Consider the following 19260-nt stretch of genomic DNA (forward strand, 5'->3'; position numbering starts at 1 on the left):
TTGGCCCCGATCATCGAAGCAAAACAGTGCGGAAAGCACTACTGTCCGATCGGATAGCCCTCTTCGGGATGGGCGATTGCCCTGTCATTTATGGTGACCGAGTATCCCTCAGCATCGGGCGCTTTTGAGACGGAAATACGGTATTTTCCGCTCGGCAGTTCAAGGTCTGCCGCAAAGCCGTCCCATGTCGAAGGCAGCGCCGGCTTGACGTGGAGTCGGCCGTTTTTGACGCGAATGCCAAGAATGCCTTCGATTGCTACGCGATACAGCCAGCCGGCCGATCCTGTGTACCAGGTCCAACCGCCGCGGCCGGTCAATTCACCTTCGCCGTAAATATCAGCGGCAACGACATAGGGCTCTACACGATAGGTATCGGCCTGATCACGATCGCGTGCATGGTTGACCGGATTGAGCATATCGAAGCAATGCCAGGCGTCATCGCCGCGGTCCATTTCCGCCAGTGCCATCACGACCCAGGTGGCGGCATGCGTATACTGACCGCCATTTTCACGTACACCCGGCGGATAGGACTTGATGTAGCCCGGATCGCGCGCCGACTTGGCGAAGGGTGGCGTGAACAGCCGGATGATCCTGTTGTCGTCGTCCACCAGTCTGTCGAGAACGGCATTCATCGCCTTCTCGCCGCGTGCCTTATCGCCTTCGCCGGAGAGAATGTTCCAGGATTGCGCGATCGAATCGATCTGGCACTCGAAATTCTCGCTGGAGCCGAGCGGGCTGCCATCGTCGAAATAGCCGCGGCGATAATGACCGCCGTCCCAGCCCGCCGTTTCCAGCGCCTTGCGCAGTTCCGGCAGATGATCCGACCAGCGCTTGACGCGCTCCTTGTCGCCGCGTGCTTCGGCATAGGGCAGGAAGGCGCTGAGCGTGCCGGCCAGGAACCAGCCGAGCCAGACACTTTCGCCGCGACCCTGGATGCCGACGCGGTTCATGCCGTCGTTCCAGTCGCCGCCGAGAATCAGCGGCAGGCCGTTGCCGCCCTTGCGCTTGATCGCGAGATCGAGCGCCAAGGCCGCGTGTTCGTAGACGCTGGCTTTGTTCTCAGACACGGTCGGCTGATAGAAGACGTCGTGCGTGCCGGGCATCAGGGCAGCACCCTCGACGAAGGCAAGCTCCTCGTCCAGGATCGACCCGTCGTCGGTCACCGTGCAGTACTGGTTGATCGCATAGGCCAGCCAGACAACGTCATCCGAGATTTGCGTGCGCACGCCGGCGCCGCTGCCCGGCAGCCACCAATGCTGCACGTCGCCATCGCGGAACTGACGCTGCGCCGCGTTCAGGATCTGCTTGCGGGCAAGTTCCGGTGCATGCATCAGGAAGGCCAGCGTATCCTGCAGCTGATCGCGGAAGCCGAAGGCACCCGATGCCTGATAGAAGGCCGTGCGCGCCATGATACGGCAGCCGAGGCTCTGATACGGCAGCCAGGCGTTGATCATGTTGTTCATCGCCTTGTCCGGCGTCGAAATCTTCACGCGACCGGTGAAATCATCCCAGAAACCGCGGTTCGCCGAAAGCACCGCATCGAAGTCGGCCTTGCGGATATCCGCCACCAATGCACGCGCCTCTTCGAGCGAGGCGGTGTCACCCATATAGAAGCAGATCTCCTTCTGCTCGCCGGCCCCGATCGTCAGATCGAAGGCAAGAGCTGCGCAGGGATCGCCGTCCAGATCGGTCGAATTGGAGAGTGCCGCACCGGAGACGACGGCCTCCGGCAACTGCACCGTGCCATGGCGGCCGATGAATTCGCGGCGGCTTGCCGAGAAGCTCGAATGCGCCTCGCTTGCCGCCATGAAGGCGATCCGCTTGGAATAATCGATGCTGTAGGGGTTGTTGGCAAACAGCGCGCCCGTCTCCTCGTCCAGCGACGAGAGGATGAAGGGCTTGGTCTTGTGCGGATTGATGCCGAGCACCCATTCCGCATAATTGTAGACCCGCAGCCGCCGGCTGCCCGCGCCCTTGTTGCTGAGGCGCAGGCGGAAGAGCTTGACCGGACGCTCGCGATCGACCGTCTGGGTCAGCTCCAGCGCCACGCCATCCTCTTCGCTCGAGAAGACGGAATAGCCAAGGCCGTGACGGGCTTCGTACCGGACCTTCGGGTTTCGGGACTGGCCCGCATAGGGCGTCATGACCCTGTTGCCATCGAGATCGGCCACGTAGAGCGCCTCGCCCGGACGGTTGAGGACCATGTCGTTGGTCCAGGGCGTCAGCTGGTAGTCGCGCGAATTGTGGCTCCAGGTAAAGCCGCCGCCTTCGGCGGGCACGTGGAAGCCGAAACGCTCGTTGGTGATGACGTTGATCCACGGATGCGGCGTCGACTGTCCGCCGGCAAGCCGGACGACATATTCGCGGCCATCCTTGGCGAAACCACCGTAGCCGTTCCAGAAATCGAGATCGTCCTGCGCTTCGAGCGCATCGGCAACAAAGACCGACTTCTGCGGCGCCATCGGCACTGCAAGTCGATTGACCGGCACCGGTCCGTCGGACTGCGAGGAGGCAAACAGCGTCGCTGCACGGGCAATCTGGTCGACGAGCTTGCCGTTTCGTGCGTGGAAGATCACCCGCGAAGCCGCGAGGATCTGCTGGTAGGTCTCGTTCTCGATCAGATCCTTGCGAACCGAGAAGATATTCGGCCGCAGCCCGTCGCCCTGGTTGTGACGGACGTGCTCGACGAGCTTGTCCAACTCGCTCTGCATCTCCTGGACATGATCCGAGGTGCGTTCGTTGACGATGACAAGATCGGCATTGATGCCGCGCGAGCGCAGATAGTCCGCGGCACTCAGCGCTTCTCTCGCGATTTCGAGATCGATATCGTCGTTGATGCGCAGGGTGAAGATCGGGAAATCGCCCGATATGGTCACCGGCCAGAGCGCCGATTGCGAATGCAGGCCGGCCAGCACGGTGGAGCCGTCGGCGCGCAGGTGCATGTCCGGATAGACGAGGTAGCGGGCAAGCTTCTGGAAGGCTGCCGCCTGCTGCGAGGTGACGCCGACATGGCGCATCTGCATTTGCGTGCGCGTCCAGGCCTGCGTGAGCTCGACCCCGAAAGTATCGGGATTGCGATAGCGCTCGACCGCCTTGTCGACATCCTCGCGGCTCGGTGCTGCGATCGTCCAGAAGATCACGCTGACCTTCTTGCCGGCCGGAACGCGCACGACGCGGCGCAGCGACAGGCAGGCGTCCATGGTGAAGCCGTCCGTGCCGGAGAGCGTTGCCCCCGGATCGAAAGCCGCAGCTTCGGCAAGCGTACGGCCGCGGCCGAGGAACTTGCGGCGGTCCGTCTCGAATTCCGTCGGGCGTTCGGAGCCGGCATTGTCGACGACCAGATGGGCGACCGACATATCCGGCTCGTTATAGTCGCGCTTGTTGCGCTCCGCCCGGATCATGTCGCCCTTGCCGCCGATCTCGGTGCGCACGAACATGCGCGCGAAGACCGGGTGGCCCGAATCCACGTCATCGCTGGCGATGGCCGGCTCGAGATAGGAGGTGACTTCGATGAAGCGATCCTCCGAGCCCATGTTGAGCAGCGTCACGCGGCGGCCTTCGGCATCGTGTTCGGTTGCAACGATGCACTCGACCTCGCTGGTGAGATCGCCCACCGTCTTGCTGTACTCAGCCTTTTCGTCGCTGAAAGTGACCTTGACCTTTTCGCCTTCGACACTGCGCGGCTCTGCGGTTGCCGACCACCATTGGCCGGAGGCGGTATCGCGCAGGAAGATGAAGGTGCCCCAACGGTCTTCCGTCGGATCCGGACGCCAGCGCGAGACCGACAGGCTGTTCCAGCGCGAATAACCGGCGCCGGTTGCCGTCAACATGACCGAGTAGTGGCCATTGGACAGGAAGGCGAGCTCGCGATCCTGCGTGGCCGGATCGGCGATCTTGCGGATTTCCGGACGCAGCAGATCTTCCTGGATGTTGGCCGGCTGGTCGCTCTCGTGCTTGGCGGCCATGACCGGGATGTCGCGCGGAGCCTTCTCCTGCAGCAGCAGTTCGGCGGCTTCGATCACCGGATCGGCATGGAAGAGTTCACGCAGACGGCCGTTGAAGGCGACGTTGGCGATCGCGGCAATCGACATGCCGTGATGGTGCGCATAGTAGTTGTAGACAACAGCGCACTTCTTGCCTTCGGGAACACGGGTTGGCGTGTAGTCCACGGCGTCGTGGAAGCCGTAGATGCCGAGCGCGCCGACCTTGCGCAACTTCTGCAGATTCTCCAGTGCGGCGGCCGGGCGATACTGGCTGGCGAGGATCGAGGCATATGGCGCGATGACGGCATTCTGGCCGAGACCGCGCTTCAGGCCGAGCGAAGGCACGCCGAAATTGGTGTACTGGTAATGCATATAATGGTCGCGGGCGTTGAAGGCCGCTTCCGAAATGCCCCAGGGGATACCGGTGCCGAGGCGCTTGGCATAGTTCATCTGTTCCTGGACGATCAGATTGTTCGTCTGGTTGAGGATACCGCCCTGACGCTCCTGCATGACGAGCGGCGGCATCAGATATTCGAACATCGAACCCGACCAGGAGACCAGCGCGCCGCGCGACCCCACAGGCACGACCTGGCGGCCGAGACGATACCAATGCTCGGTCGGCAGATCGCCCTTGGCGATGGCGAAAAGGCTGGTGAGGCGGGCTTCGGAAGCCAGCAGATCGTAGCAGGCGGCATCGAGCTCGTTGGTCTCTACGCGGAAACCGATGGAGAGCAGGCGCCGCTCCGGGCGATAGAGGAAGCCGAATTCCATGCCGAAGGCGATATCGCGCATGCGGTCGCGCAGCTTCGTCAGGCGCTGGCGCAGCGAATCGACATTGGCGAGATCGAAGATGCTGTCGGCGATATGGCCTTCGCAGACCTTCACCAGCGTTTGCGTCCAGGTGAGCACTTCACCGCTCTGCGGAGACTTGACCTCGTGATCGAGGTTGCCCGCCAGCTTCTGGATATCCTGCGCCAGAACCGAAAGGTTGAAGACGCGGATGGACGCGAACTCATGCTCGCGCTTGACGGCCACGAGCGCGTTCTGGAAGCCGACGATGCGCTCCTCAAGGCGACGGCGCAGCGGCCGCACTGTCTTGCGGTCATCCGGGAGCTCGGCAAGCGTTTCGGCGAGAATGCCGGCGACGTCGCCGATACCGTCGAGGTTGCCCTGCATATGCGCGGAGGGCGCTTCCGCCCAGATGCGGCAGGCCGAGGACACCGCGATCAGATGGCCGGCGAAATTGCCGCTGTCGACAGCCGAGACATAGCGCGCGCCCATCGGCTTCAGCGTATCGGTGTGGTACCAGTTGCACAGGTGCCCGCGGAACTTTTCGAGCTTCTCGACGGTCGCCATGGTCTTTTCCATGCGGTCGATGGTTTCCTCGAAGGAAATCCAGCCGAAATGACGCGCCGAGATGACCGACAGGAAGTAGACACCGATATTGGTCGGCGAGGTGCGCGATGCCACAACCGCATTCGGGGTCTGCTGCACGTTGTCAGGCGGCAGATGGTTCTGCTGCTCGACCACGAACGTATCGAAATAACGCCAGGTGCGGCGAGCGATCTTGCGCAGCTCGGCCGAGACGCTTTCCGGCACGTCGAGCCGGTCTTCGGTTTCCGCCGACTGGCTGACATACCAGGCGATCGCCGGCGACAGCATCCAGAGCAGCGCAAAGGGAATGCCGACGAAGAAGGCGTTGTCGCCGGAAAGCGAGGCGAAGGCGAGGGCGAGCAGCGCCAGCACCGGCGCATGCCACATGACGCGGTAATGGCCGAGGATCGTCGTCTGCGCGGCGGCCTGGGCGCTGGCGGCGGTGCGCCATTGCAGCATCAGCTTGCGGCTGACGAAGGCACGGTAAAGCGAGCGGCCGATCGCATCGGCCATGATGCAGGCACTATCGGCGATGAAGACGATGCGCAGCGCCACTTGCGCGTTGGCGGCGCGAATGTCGGTCCAGACCGTATAGAGATGAGCGCGGGCGACGATGTCGCTGGTGCGGGGGATGATGCCGTTGATGAGCGACAGCGTCGGCGCCACGAACAGGCAGAAGATCAGCAGGATCTGCCAGAGGAGCGCGGCAAACGGTCCCATGAAATACCAACCGAGAACGGAGGCGAAGAACCAGGCGATCGGCGTCAGCGAACGACGCAGATTGTCCACCATCTTCCAGCGGCCGAGGCCGGTCACGCCGCGCTTCGGATTGAAGAGATAGGGAAGGAGCTGCCAGTCGCCGCGGGCCCAGCGATGCTGGCGCGAGACTTCGACTTCATAACGGATCGGAAAGTCCTCGACGAGCTCGCAGTCCGTGACCAGCGCGCAACGTGCCATCGAGCCTTCGAGCAGGTCGTGGCTGAGAACGGCATTCTCCTCGATCTTGCCCTTCAGCGAGGCCTCGAAGGCGTCGACATGATAGAGGCCCTTGCCGGTGAACGTGCCCTCTTCGACCAGATCCTGATAGACGTCGGAAACGGCGAAGACGTAAGGGTCGAGGCCGCGATTGACCGAGAAGACACGCTGGAACACCGACGCATCCTTGCCCGTCGTCAATGACGGGGTGACGCGCGGCTGCAGCACACCATAGCCGCGAACGACGCGCTTGCTGACGGGATCGAATACGGGCCGGTTGGTCGGATGATGCAGCTTGCCGACGAGCTTCGTGACCGTATCGCGCACCAGGCGCGTATCGGAATCGAGCGTCATGACATATTTCACGTCCTTCGGCACCGTGTTGGCGCCGGGCAGGAAGGTGGTGTCGCGGTCGCCGCGCAGGAGCATGTTCAGCTCGTGCAGCTTGCCGCGCTTGCGCTCCCAGCCCATCCAGGAGCCTTCGGCCGGATTATAGAGACGGCGGCGATGCAGCAGGTAAAAGCGCTGCTTGCCGTCCTCGTCATAGCGGGCTGCGAGGCTGGCCACTTCGCGGCGGGCGTAGTCCAGGATTTCCAGATCGCGCTCGCTCTCTTCCTCCTGGCTATCAGGCCAGTCGCTGAGCAACGCGTAATAGACTTCGCCGCGCGGATTGGCGAGGTAATGAACCTCGAGATTGCGGACGAGCTCGTCGACGCTGTCACGATTGCCGATCAGGGTCGGCACGACCACGAGCGTACGGGCTTCTTCGGGAATGCCTTCCTTGTACTCGTAGCCGACGAGGCGCGCTGGCGTCAGATACATGGTGACGACGAAATTGAAGAGACCGGTGGCACCCTCGGAAGCCGGCAGCGAGAACATCAGCAGCAGGATGAGGGTTTCAGCCAAGCCCATCCCGGCCTGGATCATGTAGTAGCCGACGACGGCCAGCACCACGGCGCTTAGAAACAGCACCGGCGCCGCGATCGCCAGCCAGTTCAATTTGCGCCATTGGCGCACGAAGCTCGTCGATATCAGCGGACGATAGCCGATCGCCTTCTCCAGCTTCTCCGTCTGCTGGCCCATGATGAAATCGCCGATATTCGGCTCATGCGGCTCATGTTCGCCGGACGCTGTCGCCGCCGCGGTCATCGCCATGGCGACCTGGGCGATCTCCATCTCGGTCTTCTCGGAACGGCGGGCAAGCTTTTCGATGCGGCGGCGGTAGCTGTTGCGCGAGCCCGGATCGAGCTTGGCGTAATCGGTCTCGTCCCACAGCAGCTTGTCGACGGCGCTGACGTCTTCCACCCAGACCGACCAGTCTGTGTCGTCGATCAGGCGCAGGCTCTTGATGATGTTGCCCATCGTCACGTTGCCTGATGACAGCCGATTGTGCTCGGCCATCATGACGCTTTCGGCGTCGGTGCCGGCTTCGGTCAGCCGCTTTTCCATCCAGGTGACGGCGAGGCCAGAAGTGTGCGAGCCGTCGCGCAGCCGATAGAGGAACTGCGTGGCGAAGGTATTGTCCGACGTATAGGGCTCGAGTGTCTTCAGGAATTCGGCGACCTTGGCCTCGTCGTTGAGGCGGATCAGCTCGTCGACGGCGGCATTGGCCTTCTTGCGCGTGAGACGGCTCTGCTCGACGCGGCTCGAAATGCGGCGCAGATTGTCGACAAGAATATAACGCACCAGCGATGGGACGGCCCAGAGCTCGCCGATCTTCAGCATCTCTACCGACTGGAAGCCTTCGACCAGCGCCAGCAGGCCCGGACCGGAAACCGTGCTGTGCGTATGAGCCACATAGAGCCAGGCCAGCGCCATCGTGCGCGGCATGACCATGCCGCCGAGGGTGATCGTCTGCAGCTGATCGTAGAATTTCTTCGGGAAATCGCGGCGGACTTCCTGAATGGCCTCTTCGATGATGTAGTGGTTGTCGAGCAGCCATTCGGCGGCCGGCGTGATCGATTCACCGGCGTCGACATCGGCGTTGGCCGAACGATAGACGCGCAGAATCTCCTTTTCGTTCTCCTTGTGCCGCGCGAAAAAGTCGAAGGGCGCAAAGCCAGGCAACTTTGTGCTGGCGCCGTTATGGGCAAAGGTCGCGCCGCATTCCCGTATCTGCTCGTTGGAGAAATAGGTCGCGCGGATCGCATCGTTGTGATCGATCTGCTTGGCTTCAGAGTCGCGCGGCGTAACGGTGGAGAGATTTTGAGATGTCATGGATTCGGGTTCTGGGTCCAAACAGAGTGAGTGGCATTGCCGCCTTTATCGTTTTTGCCCTGCCTGACACAAGAATTCACGCATCTGGACCCTTTTGCTTCGCTTCCCGGCGGGCGAAGGGGGTGAATTCGAAGTGACAGCTTAGAACAAACATATAGAGGCGAAGATTTTCACGGGGCCGTTCTTAAGGATGATAGTGATTTCCCGCTATCATCCCGAAGGAGTGTTCGTGAAACTGCATACGCGGCCAAATGGTTCCTGCCGCGATCCGCACACGTCAACGACAATCGATCAAGGTCATGAGGCATTCTCCTTCGGCTGATTCAGCTAAATCGCGGAAATTCAGCATGGTTCGGCATATTGAACCCTCAATATCCCGCAGAAGATGAACTTAAACTGAACCCCCTCAAAAGATTCGCAAATTCCTTTCGGGACGCATCGGTTCCGGAAGCGATTAAGGCCGATTGGCTGGCCATAAGCGAGCCGCCGCATGAAACGGAGACACCGCAAAACCTACTCGTCGCCATCCTGCGACGACAAAGTCACGCTCATTTCGAGCCTGGGAAGCGCGCCGCACCCGCGCGCAAGGGTTACTTGGCATTCTACATGCCGCCAAACGCCTGATCGCGCCCGGCCGCCTCCCGAAATCTCTCTTATCTTTGCGGGAAGCTTACTGTTTTCACGAGGCGTATACCATCGGGTCGGGCAAATTTTCTTTGTCCGGCGAAGTTCCGCCAGTCGTATGGGGAGGGATTGTCCAAAGTGGAAATGGAAGCTTGAAAAAGCAGCATACCCGAACGACGCGGCACGACCTAGCAGTCAGCCACGCTCGTCATCACTCGATATTATCAGGAATGGCCCGCATCGCTGCAGATGGCGATCATGCTGACCGCCTCAGCAAACAGCGTGTTTAAACAACGATGCCGCAGACAATGGCCGCGACAAAAAGAAATGCCGCGGAAAACAGAACGACATGAATCGCCATCTGTATCTTGTGCCGCGTCTTCGCGGCGCGCTTGGAACCATCGAACTGATTCACATGCGTATTAGATATACCCAAATTCGCCATGTGTTGCCTCCGTTCGTTTTTATTTATGTCTCAAGGGCGAAGCCCAGATGGGAGATTCATATATTTCCTATCAAATAGGTAGACATGAATTTCCGTCCAGAACACCGTCCGAGAAAAATTAAACCACTGGACTGCTAGGGGCCCGAAAGATCGGCAAAGCCAAAATCAGCAGAGAATGCGGCGAGCCCAAATCAAACTGCGCTCTATGGCGCTCGTATCAGCGACCTGCTCTTCGGCAGGACCTGTCTGGCGACGGCTGTTTTCCTCAGAAAGAGCGACAGCTCCTGTGCGTTCCTCTTTCGCCGGCACCGGCGGATGAAGATAGCCCATGGTCATGCCACCCATGAAAAACATGCCTGCCTCCACTTGCGTGTGACCCTTGATCGGGATCACGAAAGTTAACCGCCATTAACGAGATCATGACATAATTGCGGCGGGTGTCAATAGTCTATACGATTGGTCGTGTTTCGATAGGCCATTCGTTAACGAGGGCGCGGGTCTGGAGGCCGTCCGATCAGGCGCGGACGAAGCCCTTGCTGGCGATCATCAGATTGCGCGTATAGTCTTCCTTCACGTCGCCCGCCGCCAGGTCTTTTGCACTCAGCCGCTCGACGACGGCGCCGTTGCGCATGACCGCGAGACGTTCGCACATATGCGTGACGACGCCGAGATCGTGGCTCACCATGACGAAGGTCAGATGGCGGTCCTTGCGCACCTGTTCGAGCAGATTGAGCACCTCGGCCTGCACCGAAGCATCCAGCGCCGATGTCGGCTCGTCGAGCAAAAGGATGGACGGCTCAACGATCAGCGCGCGGGCAATGGCAACGCGCTGACGCTGGCCGCCGGAGAGCTGATGCGGATAGCGGAAGCGGAAGCCGGTGCCCAGACCGACTTCATCGAGCGCCCTGGCAATGCGCATTTCGCTGTCGCCGATACCGTGGATCGCCAAAGGCTCCAGCAGCAGCCGGTCGATCGTCTGGCGCGGATGCAGGGAGCCATAGGGATCCTGGAACACCATCTGCACCTGGCGATAGAAGGCCTTGCTGCGCCTTGCTCCCTTCAGCTGCTCGCCGCCGATGCGGATTTTACCGTCGCTGACGGGCGCAAGGCCCGCGACGGCGCGCAGCAGCGTCGACTTGCCGGAGCCGGATTCGCCGACCAGACCGAAGGATTCGCCCCTGTTCACCTCGACGCTGACGGCATCGAGAGCATAATAACCGTCATAGACGACGCTGAGGCCGTCAACCGCAAGCGCCACCGTCATGCCGCCCACTCCGGCTTACGATCGAGAACCGGCAATGGATGGCGGTTCTCGCCGATGACTGGCATGCAATTCAGCAGACCGCGCGTATAGGGATGCTGGGCGTTATTGAGCTCGGAAGCCTTGATTTCCTCCACCACCTTGCCTGCATACATGACGATCACGCGATCGCAGAAGGAGGAGACCAGCCGCAGGTCGTGCGATACGAAAATCAGCCCCATGCCGCGCTCCGACACCAGCTTGTCCATGATCCTGAGCACATCGAGCTGCACGGTGACGTCAAGAGCGGATGTCGGCTCGTCGGCGATCAGAAGCTCAGGCCCGGCAATCAGCATCATCGCGATCATCACGCGCTGGCCCATGCCGCCCGACACTTCATGCGGATGAAGATCGTAGACGCGCCTGGGATCGCGGATCTGCACGGCTTCCAGCATCGCCATGGCGCGATCTCGCGCTTCCCCCCTGCCCACCTTCTCATGCGTGCGCAGCGTCTCTGTGATCTGCCGGCCGATGGGCATGACAGGATCGAGCGAATATTTCGGATCCTGCAGCACCATGGCGATGCGCTTGCCGCGCAGCGACCGGCGTTCCCTGGCCGAGACCGACAGCAGCTCAAGGCCGCTGAAATTCAGCTTGTCGGCGCTGACGAGGGCGTGCGGCGGCGTCAGGCCCATGATGGCCCGGCCCGTCTGCGATTTGCCGGAGCCGCTTTCGCCGACGATGCCGAGCCTTTCGCGGCCGAGCGTGAAGGACACACCACGCACCGCTTCGATGACGCCCGTGCGCGTGGGATAGCGAACCCTGAGGTTTTCTACGGTCAACATCGTCGTCATTGCCCACTCTCCTTCGGATCGAGCGCATCGCGCAGGCCGTCGCCGAGCAGGTTGAAGCCGAGGCTGACGATCAGGATCGCGATGCCGGGCATGGCCGCCACCCACCACTGGTCGAGATAGTATTTGAAGCCGTTTGCGATCATCACGCCCCATTCCGGCAGCGGCGGCTGCGCGCCAAGCCCGAGAAAGCCGAGACCGGCGGCGGTCAGGATGACGCCCGCCATGTCGAGCGTGACACGCACGATCACCGAGGAGATGCACAGCGGCATGATGTGGCGGAAGATGATGCGCAATGACGAGGCGCCCATGAGCTGCACGGCGGCGATATAATCGGAGTGGCGCACCGTCATCGTCTCCGCCCGCGCCAGACGCGCATAGGGCGGCCAGGAGGTGATGGCGATGGCGATGATGGCGTTCTCGATGCCGGCCCCGAGCGCGCCGGCAAAGGCGAGCGCCAGCACCAGCTTCGGGAAGGCAAGAAAGATATCGGTGATGCGCATCAGCACGGTGTCGACCCAGCCGCCCAGGTAGCCGGAGACCATGCCGATGATCAGCCCGATCGGCGCCGATATGATCGCAACCAGCACGACGATGTAGAGCGTCCACCGCGAACCGTAGATGAGGCGGGAAAGGATGTCGCGCCCGAGATCATCCGTGCCGAGAAGATAGCCCGGCGTGCCCGGCGGCTTCAGATAGGCATTGGTCAGATCGCCGATGACGGGCGAATGCGGCGCGATGACATGGGCAAGCGCTGCCACCAGCACGAGCGCGATGATGATCAGCAATCCGACAACAGCCAGGCGATTGGCGGAGAATTGCCGCCAGGTGACATAGGCACGCCCGAGCCTTGCCTGCCGGCGCGACTGCGGCCGGTCGGACAACAGCCAGTCACGCCAGCTGAGTTGGGTGGTCTCAGCGGTCGCCGTCATTTACGTCGCGTCCTTGGGTCGAGGGTCCGATAGAGCAGATCGGAGAACAGGTTGATGCCGATGAAGACCGTGCCGACGACGATGGTGCCGCCGAGAACGGCGTTCATGTCGGCATTGCGCAGCGAACTGGTGATGTAGAAGCCGATGCCCGGCCAGGAGAACACGATCTCCGTCAGCACCGAACCCTCCAGCAGCCCGGCATAGGAAAGCGCGATCACCGTGATCAGCGGCACGGCGGCGCTGCGCAGGGCATGGCCCCAGATCACCCGCGTCTCCGAAAGACCCTTGGCGCGGGCAGCGACGATATATTCCTGGCCGAGCTCGTTCAGCATGAAGCTGCGCGTCATGCGGCTGATATAGGCGAGCGAGAAATAGCCGAGCAGCGATGCCGGCAGGATGATGTGGCGGAAGACGTCCCAGAAGACGTCCCACTGCCCCTGCAGAGCGCTGTCGAGCAGATAGAAGCCGGTGATCGGCGTGAACGTATATTCGTAGGCGATATCGATGCGGCCGGGATAGGCCACCCAGTTCAGCTTCGCATAGAAGATGACGAGCGACACCATGGCCAGCCAGAAGACCGGCACGGAATAGCCGACGAGGCCGATCACGCGGACGATCTGGTCAATGATGCTGTTGCGACGCACGGCGGCGAGAACGCCGAAGGGAACCCCGAAAATCGCACCGAGGATCGTGCCGACGGTCGCAAGCTCCATCGTCGCTGGAAAGACGCGCTTGATGTCGTCCATGACTGGATTGGTCGTCAGCACCGACGTGCCGAAATCGCCGGTGAGCGCGCCCACCAGGTAGTAGTAGAACTGCTGATAGAGCGGCTGATCGAGATGCATTTCGCGGCGCAGGCGATCAATCACCTGCGCAGGCGCATGGTCGCCGGCAATCGCCAGCGCCGGATCGATCGGGATCACCCGTCCGATGAAGAAGGTGACGGCCAGAAGCCCGAGATAGGTCGTGACGGCCACGACGAGGAACCGCAGCAGACCCATGAAGAAAGGTGCGGCACGGCCCTTCTTGGGCCGCACCTGCATTTTCCGTTCGACAGTGCTCAAAGGACTAATCCTGCCGGATTGTCACTTTGACACCGGCCAGACAAAGTTGGTGTCGAAGCTCGGACCGAGCTTGAAGTCCTTCACGTCCTTGCGATAGCCGGCAACTTCCGTCTGCTGGAACAGGATAACGAAGGGGCTGGCATCCAGGAACTTCTTCTGGATGTCCTGATACATGGCGGCACGCTTGGCGGCGTCGCCCTCAAACAGCGCTGCCTTGGTTTCCTTCTCCAACTCAGGCGTCGTCCAGGTGTTGCGCCAGGAAAGCGTCTTGTTCGAGCTGCCGTCAGAATTGTCGTCGTTGGTCGTGAACGTATCGGCGTTGGAATGGGGATCCCAATAGTCGTTGCCCCAGTTGCCGAAATAGATGTCGTGATTGCGGGCGCGATATTTGGTCAGCTTCTGCTTGCCGTCGCCGGGGATGATCTCCACCTTGATGCCGGCCTGGCCGAGCGTCTGCTGGATCGAAGTGGCGACACCGGTATCCGGCTCGATGCTGCGCACGTCCATGGTCACGGAGAAGCCGTCGGGCAAGCCGGCCTTGGCGAGCAGTTCCTTCGCCTTGGCAATATCGAGCTTGAACGGATTTTCATCCAGCGCACCAAGCAGGCCCTTCGGCTCGAAAGTCTGATGGACCTCGCCGATGCCCTTGATCAGCGTCTTGCCGATGGCATCGTAATCGACCAGGTACTTGAACGCCTGCTGCACTTCCGGCTTGGCAAGGTTCGGGTTCTTCTGGTTGAGGCTGACGTAGTAAATCGTGCCCTTCGGCGCGTTGGTGGAGGCAAGCTGGGCGTTCTTCTCGACGGCTGCGAGATCGGTCGGCGACAGGTTGCGGGCAACGTCGATATCGCCGTTCTCCAGCGCCAGACGCTGCGCCGAGCTTTCCTTCATGAAACGGTAGATGACGCGAGCAAGCTTCGGCTTTTCGCCGTAGTAATTGTCGTTGCGCTCGAGGACGATGGCTTCGTTGGCGCGCCATTCACGCAGCTTGAACGGGCCTGAGCCGGCAAAACCGGTCTTCAGCCAGCCATTGCCGAAGTCGTTGTCGTATTTGCTGTCGGCCGACGGCGTCACCGGCTTGACGTGCTGCAGCACCAGCTTCTTGTCGACCACTTCGGCGACGGTCGCGGTCAGGCAGTTCAGCACGAAGCTCGGCGCGTAGGGCTTGTCGACGGTAAAGACGAAGGTGTTCGGATCGGTGGCCTTGGCCTTTTCCGTCACGTTGTCGCCCGTCAGGCCGAACTGGGTAAGAATGAAGGCCGGGCTCTTGTTGATCTTGACGACGCGCTCGAAGGACCAGGCGACGTCATCGGCGGTGATCGGATTGCCGGAGGCAAATTTCAGGCCGGGCTTCAGCTTGAACGTATAGGTCAGATGATCATCGGAAACCGACCAGCTCTCGGCAAGATCGCCCTGGATCTTGGAAGTGTCATTGATATCGAGGCGAACGAGCAGGCTGTAGCTGTTGCCGGTGATTTCGGCAGCGGAAAGTTCGTAGGCTTCGGCCGGATCCATGCTCAGAATGTCGTCAAAGGAAAAACCTTCGACCAGCGTGTCCTTCGGCGTTGCGGCAAAAGCGCTCGGCACGGCCATTGTCAGAATAGAGAGAGCCACACCGGCCGTAAGGACGCGGAAGCTGCGGTTCATCCTGGTAATCATCATTGTTTTCGTTCCCTTATTTGAGCTTTTATCAATATTGCGACGCGCGTGTTGCACTGCCTTCCTTCCAAGCGGACGCCAGGATGCGAAGCCAGTTCTCCCTACACAGCTTTACAAGATCGGCCTCAGCATAACCAACGTTCCGAAGGGCGGCAATCAGCTTCTGGTTACCCGCCGCATCGCTGATTTCCTCTGGAATCGTCGCGCCGTCGAAGTCCGATCCGAGGCCGACGCAATCGATGCCGACGCGGCTGACCAGATGATCGACATGACGCACCATGGCCTCGATCGGCGTATTGGCATCCGAGCGGGCATCCTCGCGCAGCATGGCAGTCGCGTAGTTCAGGCCGACGATGCCGTGGCTTTCCTTGATCGCACCGAGCTGCTTGTCGGTGAGATTGCGGGCAACGGGCGTCAGCGCGTGCGCATTGGAATGGCTGGCAACGAGCGGCTGATCCGACGTCCTGGCCACATCCCAGAAGCCCTTCTCGGTGATATGGGCAAGATCGATAAGGATGCCAAGCCGGTTGCATTCTTGCACCAGCGCAAAGCCTGCATCCGTCAGGCCCGGCCCGGTATCCGGAGAGCTCGGATAGGCGAAAGGCACGCCGTGGGCGAAGACATTGTTGCGGCTCCAGACGGGGCCGAGCGAACGCAGCCCCGCCGCATAGAAGGTTTCGAGCGCGACGAGGTCGGCATCGATGGCTTCGCAGCCCTCCATATGCATCACAGCTGCGAAGATGCCCTTCTCCATGCAATCGCGGATTTCCGCGGTGGAGCGGCAAAGCTTCCAGGCGCCGGCGCGATCGAGTCGCTGCGCGATCGCCGCCATTTCCAGCGCGATATCGAGCGACGGCGCCCGCTCCAGGGGAACAGCAAGCGGCGTTGCGTAATGACCGTTGCGATCGGGATCGGCGAAGACGAGATCGCCTGATGGAATGTAGATGGCGCAGAGACCGCCGGCCAGACCGCCGGCCTTGGCGCGCGGCGCGTCGATATGGCCGCCCGATGTCCCATCCTTGAATTCGGCGATCGGGTCGGCGCCATCGCGCTCGTGATGCCAGAGTCTCAACAGAACGTCATTATGACCATCGAATACGGACTGCATCGTCTATCCTGGGTGAAGTGCTCATGGGGAGCAGATGGAAAGCGGCCAGAATAGAAAAGCTGACGGGATTCGCCATACCCAAATGAAAAAAATTTGCATTTGCATGGAATGCTGGATGCAAATGAAAAAGGCGGGGTAAAACCCCGCCTCAAGCTCACCAGTGGTGTTTCAAGCGTTTCAGCGTTTGGCTCGCTTCTTCTGGCGGTAGACGTCGATGGCGACGGCGGCGATGATGATGACGCCCTTGGCGATTTCCTGGTAATAGGCGTCGACGTTCAGGAAGGTGAAGCCGGAAATCATTACGCCGAGGATGACCGTGCCGATCACCGTGCCGGCGATGCGCCCGACACCGCCGGTGAGCGAGGTACCGCCGATGACGGCGGCTGCGATCGCGTCCAATTCATAGGTCACGCCCATGCCGGCCTGCGCCGTCTGGACGCGGGCGGCCGTTATGATGCCGGCAAGGCCGGCCAGAAGCCCCGCAATTGCATAGACCTTGACCAGATGCCCTTCGACATTGATGCCCGACACGCGCGCTGCCTGCATGTTGGCGCCGATCGCATAGGTGAACTTGCCGTAGCGGGTGTAGCGCAGCACGACATGGAACGCGACCGCGATGATCAGGAAGACGATGACAGGCCAGATTCCGGAACCGATGAAATTGAACTGATCGGTGAGACCGGAGATCGGTTGGCCCTTGGTGTAGAGCTTCGACAGGCCGCGCGCCGAGACCATCATGCCGAGCGTGGCGATGAAAGGAGGAATTTTCGTCCGGGTGATGAGCTGACCGTTGATATAGCCGGCAAGCAGGCCGATCAAAAGCCCGACGCCGATCGGAACGAAGAAGGGCATGTCGGTCAGCGCCGGATAGACGGCCCGCGCCCAGGTGGAGGACTGGGCAAAACTCGCCGCGACCATGGCGGTCAGGCCGACGACGGAGCCCGACGACAGATCGATCCCGCCCGTTATGATGACCTGCGTCACGCCGATCGAGATGATGCCGATGACCGAGACCTGCAGGATCATGATCTTCAGGCGCTGCACGTTCATCAGGAAGCTCTGCCCGACGAAGATCCAGCCGAGGATTTCGCAGACGAGCGCAATGCCGATCAGCACGAGGAAGATGCCGAGTTCCGGCGGAACGCGGCGACGTCTCGGACGCGTCAATGCCGGTGCGGCCGCCTCTGCAACTTTGCTAACCATGGTTCAATCCTCCCTTGCGATGATTGACGGCGTCACTGCGCCGCCAGCTCCATCACCTTCACTTGAGTTGCTTCCGCTCGATCCAGGAATCCGGTGACCCGTCCCTCATGCATCACCATGATGCGGTCGCTCATGCCGAGCACCTCGGGCATTTCCGACGAGATCATGACGACGGCCACGCCGTCGCGCGCCATTTCGGTGACCAGGCGATGGATTTCCGCTTTGGCGCCGACATCGATGCCGCGCGTCGGCTCGTCCAGGATCAAAATGCGGGGTTTGGTAAGCAGCCACCGGCCGATCAGCGCCTTCTGCTGATTGCCACCGGAAAGATTTTCGATCCGCTCATCAAGGTTCGGCGTCTTGACGCGCAGCTTGCGCGCCATCTCCTCGCAGGCCTGCTCCACAGAGCCCTCCTGCACGAAGCCGCCGCGCACGAACTTGTCATGCAGCACGGCGACCTGCATGTTTTCGAGCACGCTGAGGATCAGCAGACAGCCCGTATCCTTGCGATCTTCGGTCAGAAACGCCATGCCGTGGCGGATCGCCGCCGCCGGCGAGGAAACCGCGACCTTCTTGCCGAAAAGCTCGATCGTGCCTGAGGATGCCGGCGTCACGCCGAAGATCGTCTCGGCGACATTCGATCGCCCGGAGCCCACCAATCCTGCAACCCCGAGGATTTCGCCGGCCCTGACATCGAAGGAGACATTCGAAAAGACACCGTCGAGGCTCAAATCCTTGACCGAGAGGACGGTTTCGCCGATCGGCACCTCCTCCTTCGGGAACATCTGCGTGATCTCGCGGCCGACCATCATGCGGATGATGTCGTCGCGGGTGACATCGGTGGACGCATGCGTGCCGATATATTTGCCGTCGCGGAAGACCGAGAATTCGTCCGCGATCTCGAACAGCTCGTTCATCTTGTGGGTGATGTAGACGATACCGATGCCCTGTTCGCGCAGACCTCGGATGATCTCGAACAGATGCGCCACCTCGCGCTCGGTCAGCGCCGAGGTCGGCTCGTCCATGATCAGCACGTCGGAATCATAAGAGACCGCCTTGGCGATCTCGACCATCTGCCGGCTGGCAACCGAAAGCTCGCTTACCTGGATTTCGGGATCGATCGAAATATTGAGACGGCGGAACAGCTCTTCGGTCTTGCGGCTCATCTCGGTGTGATCGACGAAGCCGAAGCGGTTCTTCGGCTCGCGCCGGATCCAGATATTCTCGGCAACGGTCATGAACGGCATCAGGTTGAGTTCCTGATGGATCATCGCAATACCGTTTTCCAGCGCATCCAGCGGCGATTTCAGCCGGATCTCGACGCCCTTGAGGCGCACCTCGCCCTGGTCCGGCACGTAGATGCCGGCAAGGATCTTCATCAGCGTCGACTTGCCGGCGCCGTTTTCGCCCATCAGCGCATGCACAGTGCCGCGCTTCAGGCGGAAGGAAACATCGTCGAGGGCCAGCACGCCCGGAAATTCCTTGCGGATGCCTTCCGCGCTGAGCAAATAGGCGGCATTGGGGACGGCGCCGCTGGCGCGTACCGCAGCCATGGTGGATGGGCTTACAGCCATTTTTTCCTCCC

General features: G+C 61.1%; 10 protein-coding genes. All 10 read right to left on the minus strand.

Going from position 1 to position 19260, the window contains the following annotated elements; translation table 11 throughout:
• Positions 1-38: 38 nt before the first annotated feature.
• The 10 genes from JTP94_RS28180 to JTP94_RS28225 all read right to left on the minus strand — a co-directional run bounded on the left by JTP94_RS28180 (position 39) and on the right by JTP94_RS28225 (position 19249).
• Complete coding sequence (locus tag JTP94_RS28180; protein ID WP_204853738.1) at positions 39-8549, minus strand: GH36-type glycosyl hydrolase domain-containing protein; 8511 nt, start codon at positions 8547-8549, stop codon at positions 39-41.
• Positions 8550-9783: 1234 nt separating this feature from the next.
• Complete coding sequence (locus JTP94_RS28185; RefSeq protein ID WP_204853739.1) at positions 9784-9972, minus strand: hypothetical protein; 189 nt, start codon at positions 9970-9972, stop codon at positions 9784-9786.
• A 160-nt stretch (positions 9973-10132) separates the two neighbouring features.
• A complete protein-coding gene (locus JTP94_RS28190; RefSeq protein WP_204853740.1) occupies positions 10133-10882 on the minus strand; it encodes an ABC transporter ATP-binding protein in 750 nt (249 codons plus the stop codon).
• Positions 10879-11712 (minus strand): ABC transporter ATP-binding protein, encoded by an 834-nt coding sequence (locus JTP94_RS28195; RefSeq protein WP_204853741.1) that lies wholly within the window; start codon positions 11710-11712, stop codon positions 10879-10881. The genes JTP94_RS28190 and JTP94_RS28195 overlap by 4 nt, the downstream gene beginning before the upstream one ends.
• A complete protein-coding gene (locus JTP94_RS28200; protein WP_204853742.1) occupies positions 11709-12641 on the minus strand; it encodes an ABC transporter permease in 933 nt (310 codons plus the stop codon). The genes JTP94_RS28195 and JTP94_RS28200 overlap by 4 nt, the downstream gene beginning before the upstream one ends.
• Positions 12638-13705, minus strand: a complete 1068-nt coding sequence (locus JTP94_RS28205) for an ABC transporter permease (RefSeq protein WP_204853743.1) — start codon at positions 13703-13705, stop codon at positions 12638-12640. The genes JTP94_RS28200 and JTP94_RS28205 overlap by 4 nt, the downstream gene beginning before the upstream one ends.
• 21 nt (positions 13706-13726) lie before the next feature.
• Positions 13727-15367, minus strand: a complete 1641-nt coding sequence (locus tag JTP94_RS28210) for an ABC transporter substrate-binding protein (protein ID WP_204853744.1) — start codon at positions 15365-15367, stop codon at positions 13727-13729.
• Positions 15368-15395: 28 nt separating this feature from the next.
• Positions 15396-16472 carry a dipeptidase gene (locus JTP94_RS28215; RefSeq protein WP_204853745.1) on the minus strand — a complete coding sequence of 359 codons (1077 nt, stop codon included), beginning with the start codon at positions 16470-16472 and terminating at the stop codon, positions 15396-15398.
• Between the two features lie 177 nt (positions 16473-16649).
• The gene (locus tag JTP94_RS28220; protein WP_204853746.1) at positions 16650-17675 is read right to left on the minus strand and encodes an ABC transporter permease; all 1026 of its coding nucleotides are present in this window, start codon (positions 17673-17675) and stop codon (positions 16650-16652) included.
• A 32-nt stretch (positions 17676-17707) separates the two neighbouring features.
• Positions 17708-19249: a sugar ABC transporter ATP-binding protein gene (locus tag JTP94_RS28225; protein ID WP_204853747.1), complete on the minus strand. Its 1542-nt coding sequence runs from the start codon at positions 19247-19249 to the stop codon at positions 17708-17710.
• Between the last annotated feature and the right edge of the window lie 11 nt (positions 19250-19260).

Source organism: Martinezella lusitana (assembly GCF_016901135.1).
GTDB lineage: Bacteria > Pseudomonadota > Alphaproteobacteria > Rhizobiales > Rhizobiaceae > Rhizobium > Rhizobium lusitanum_D.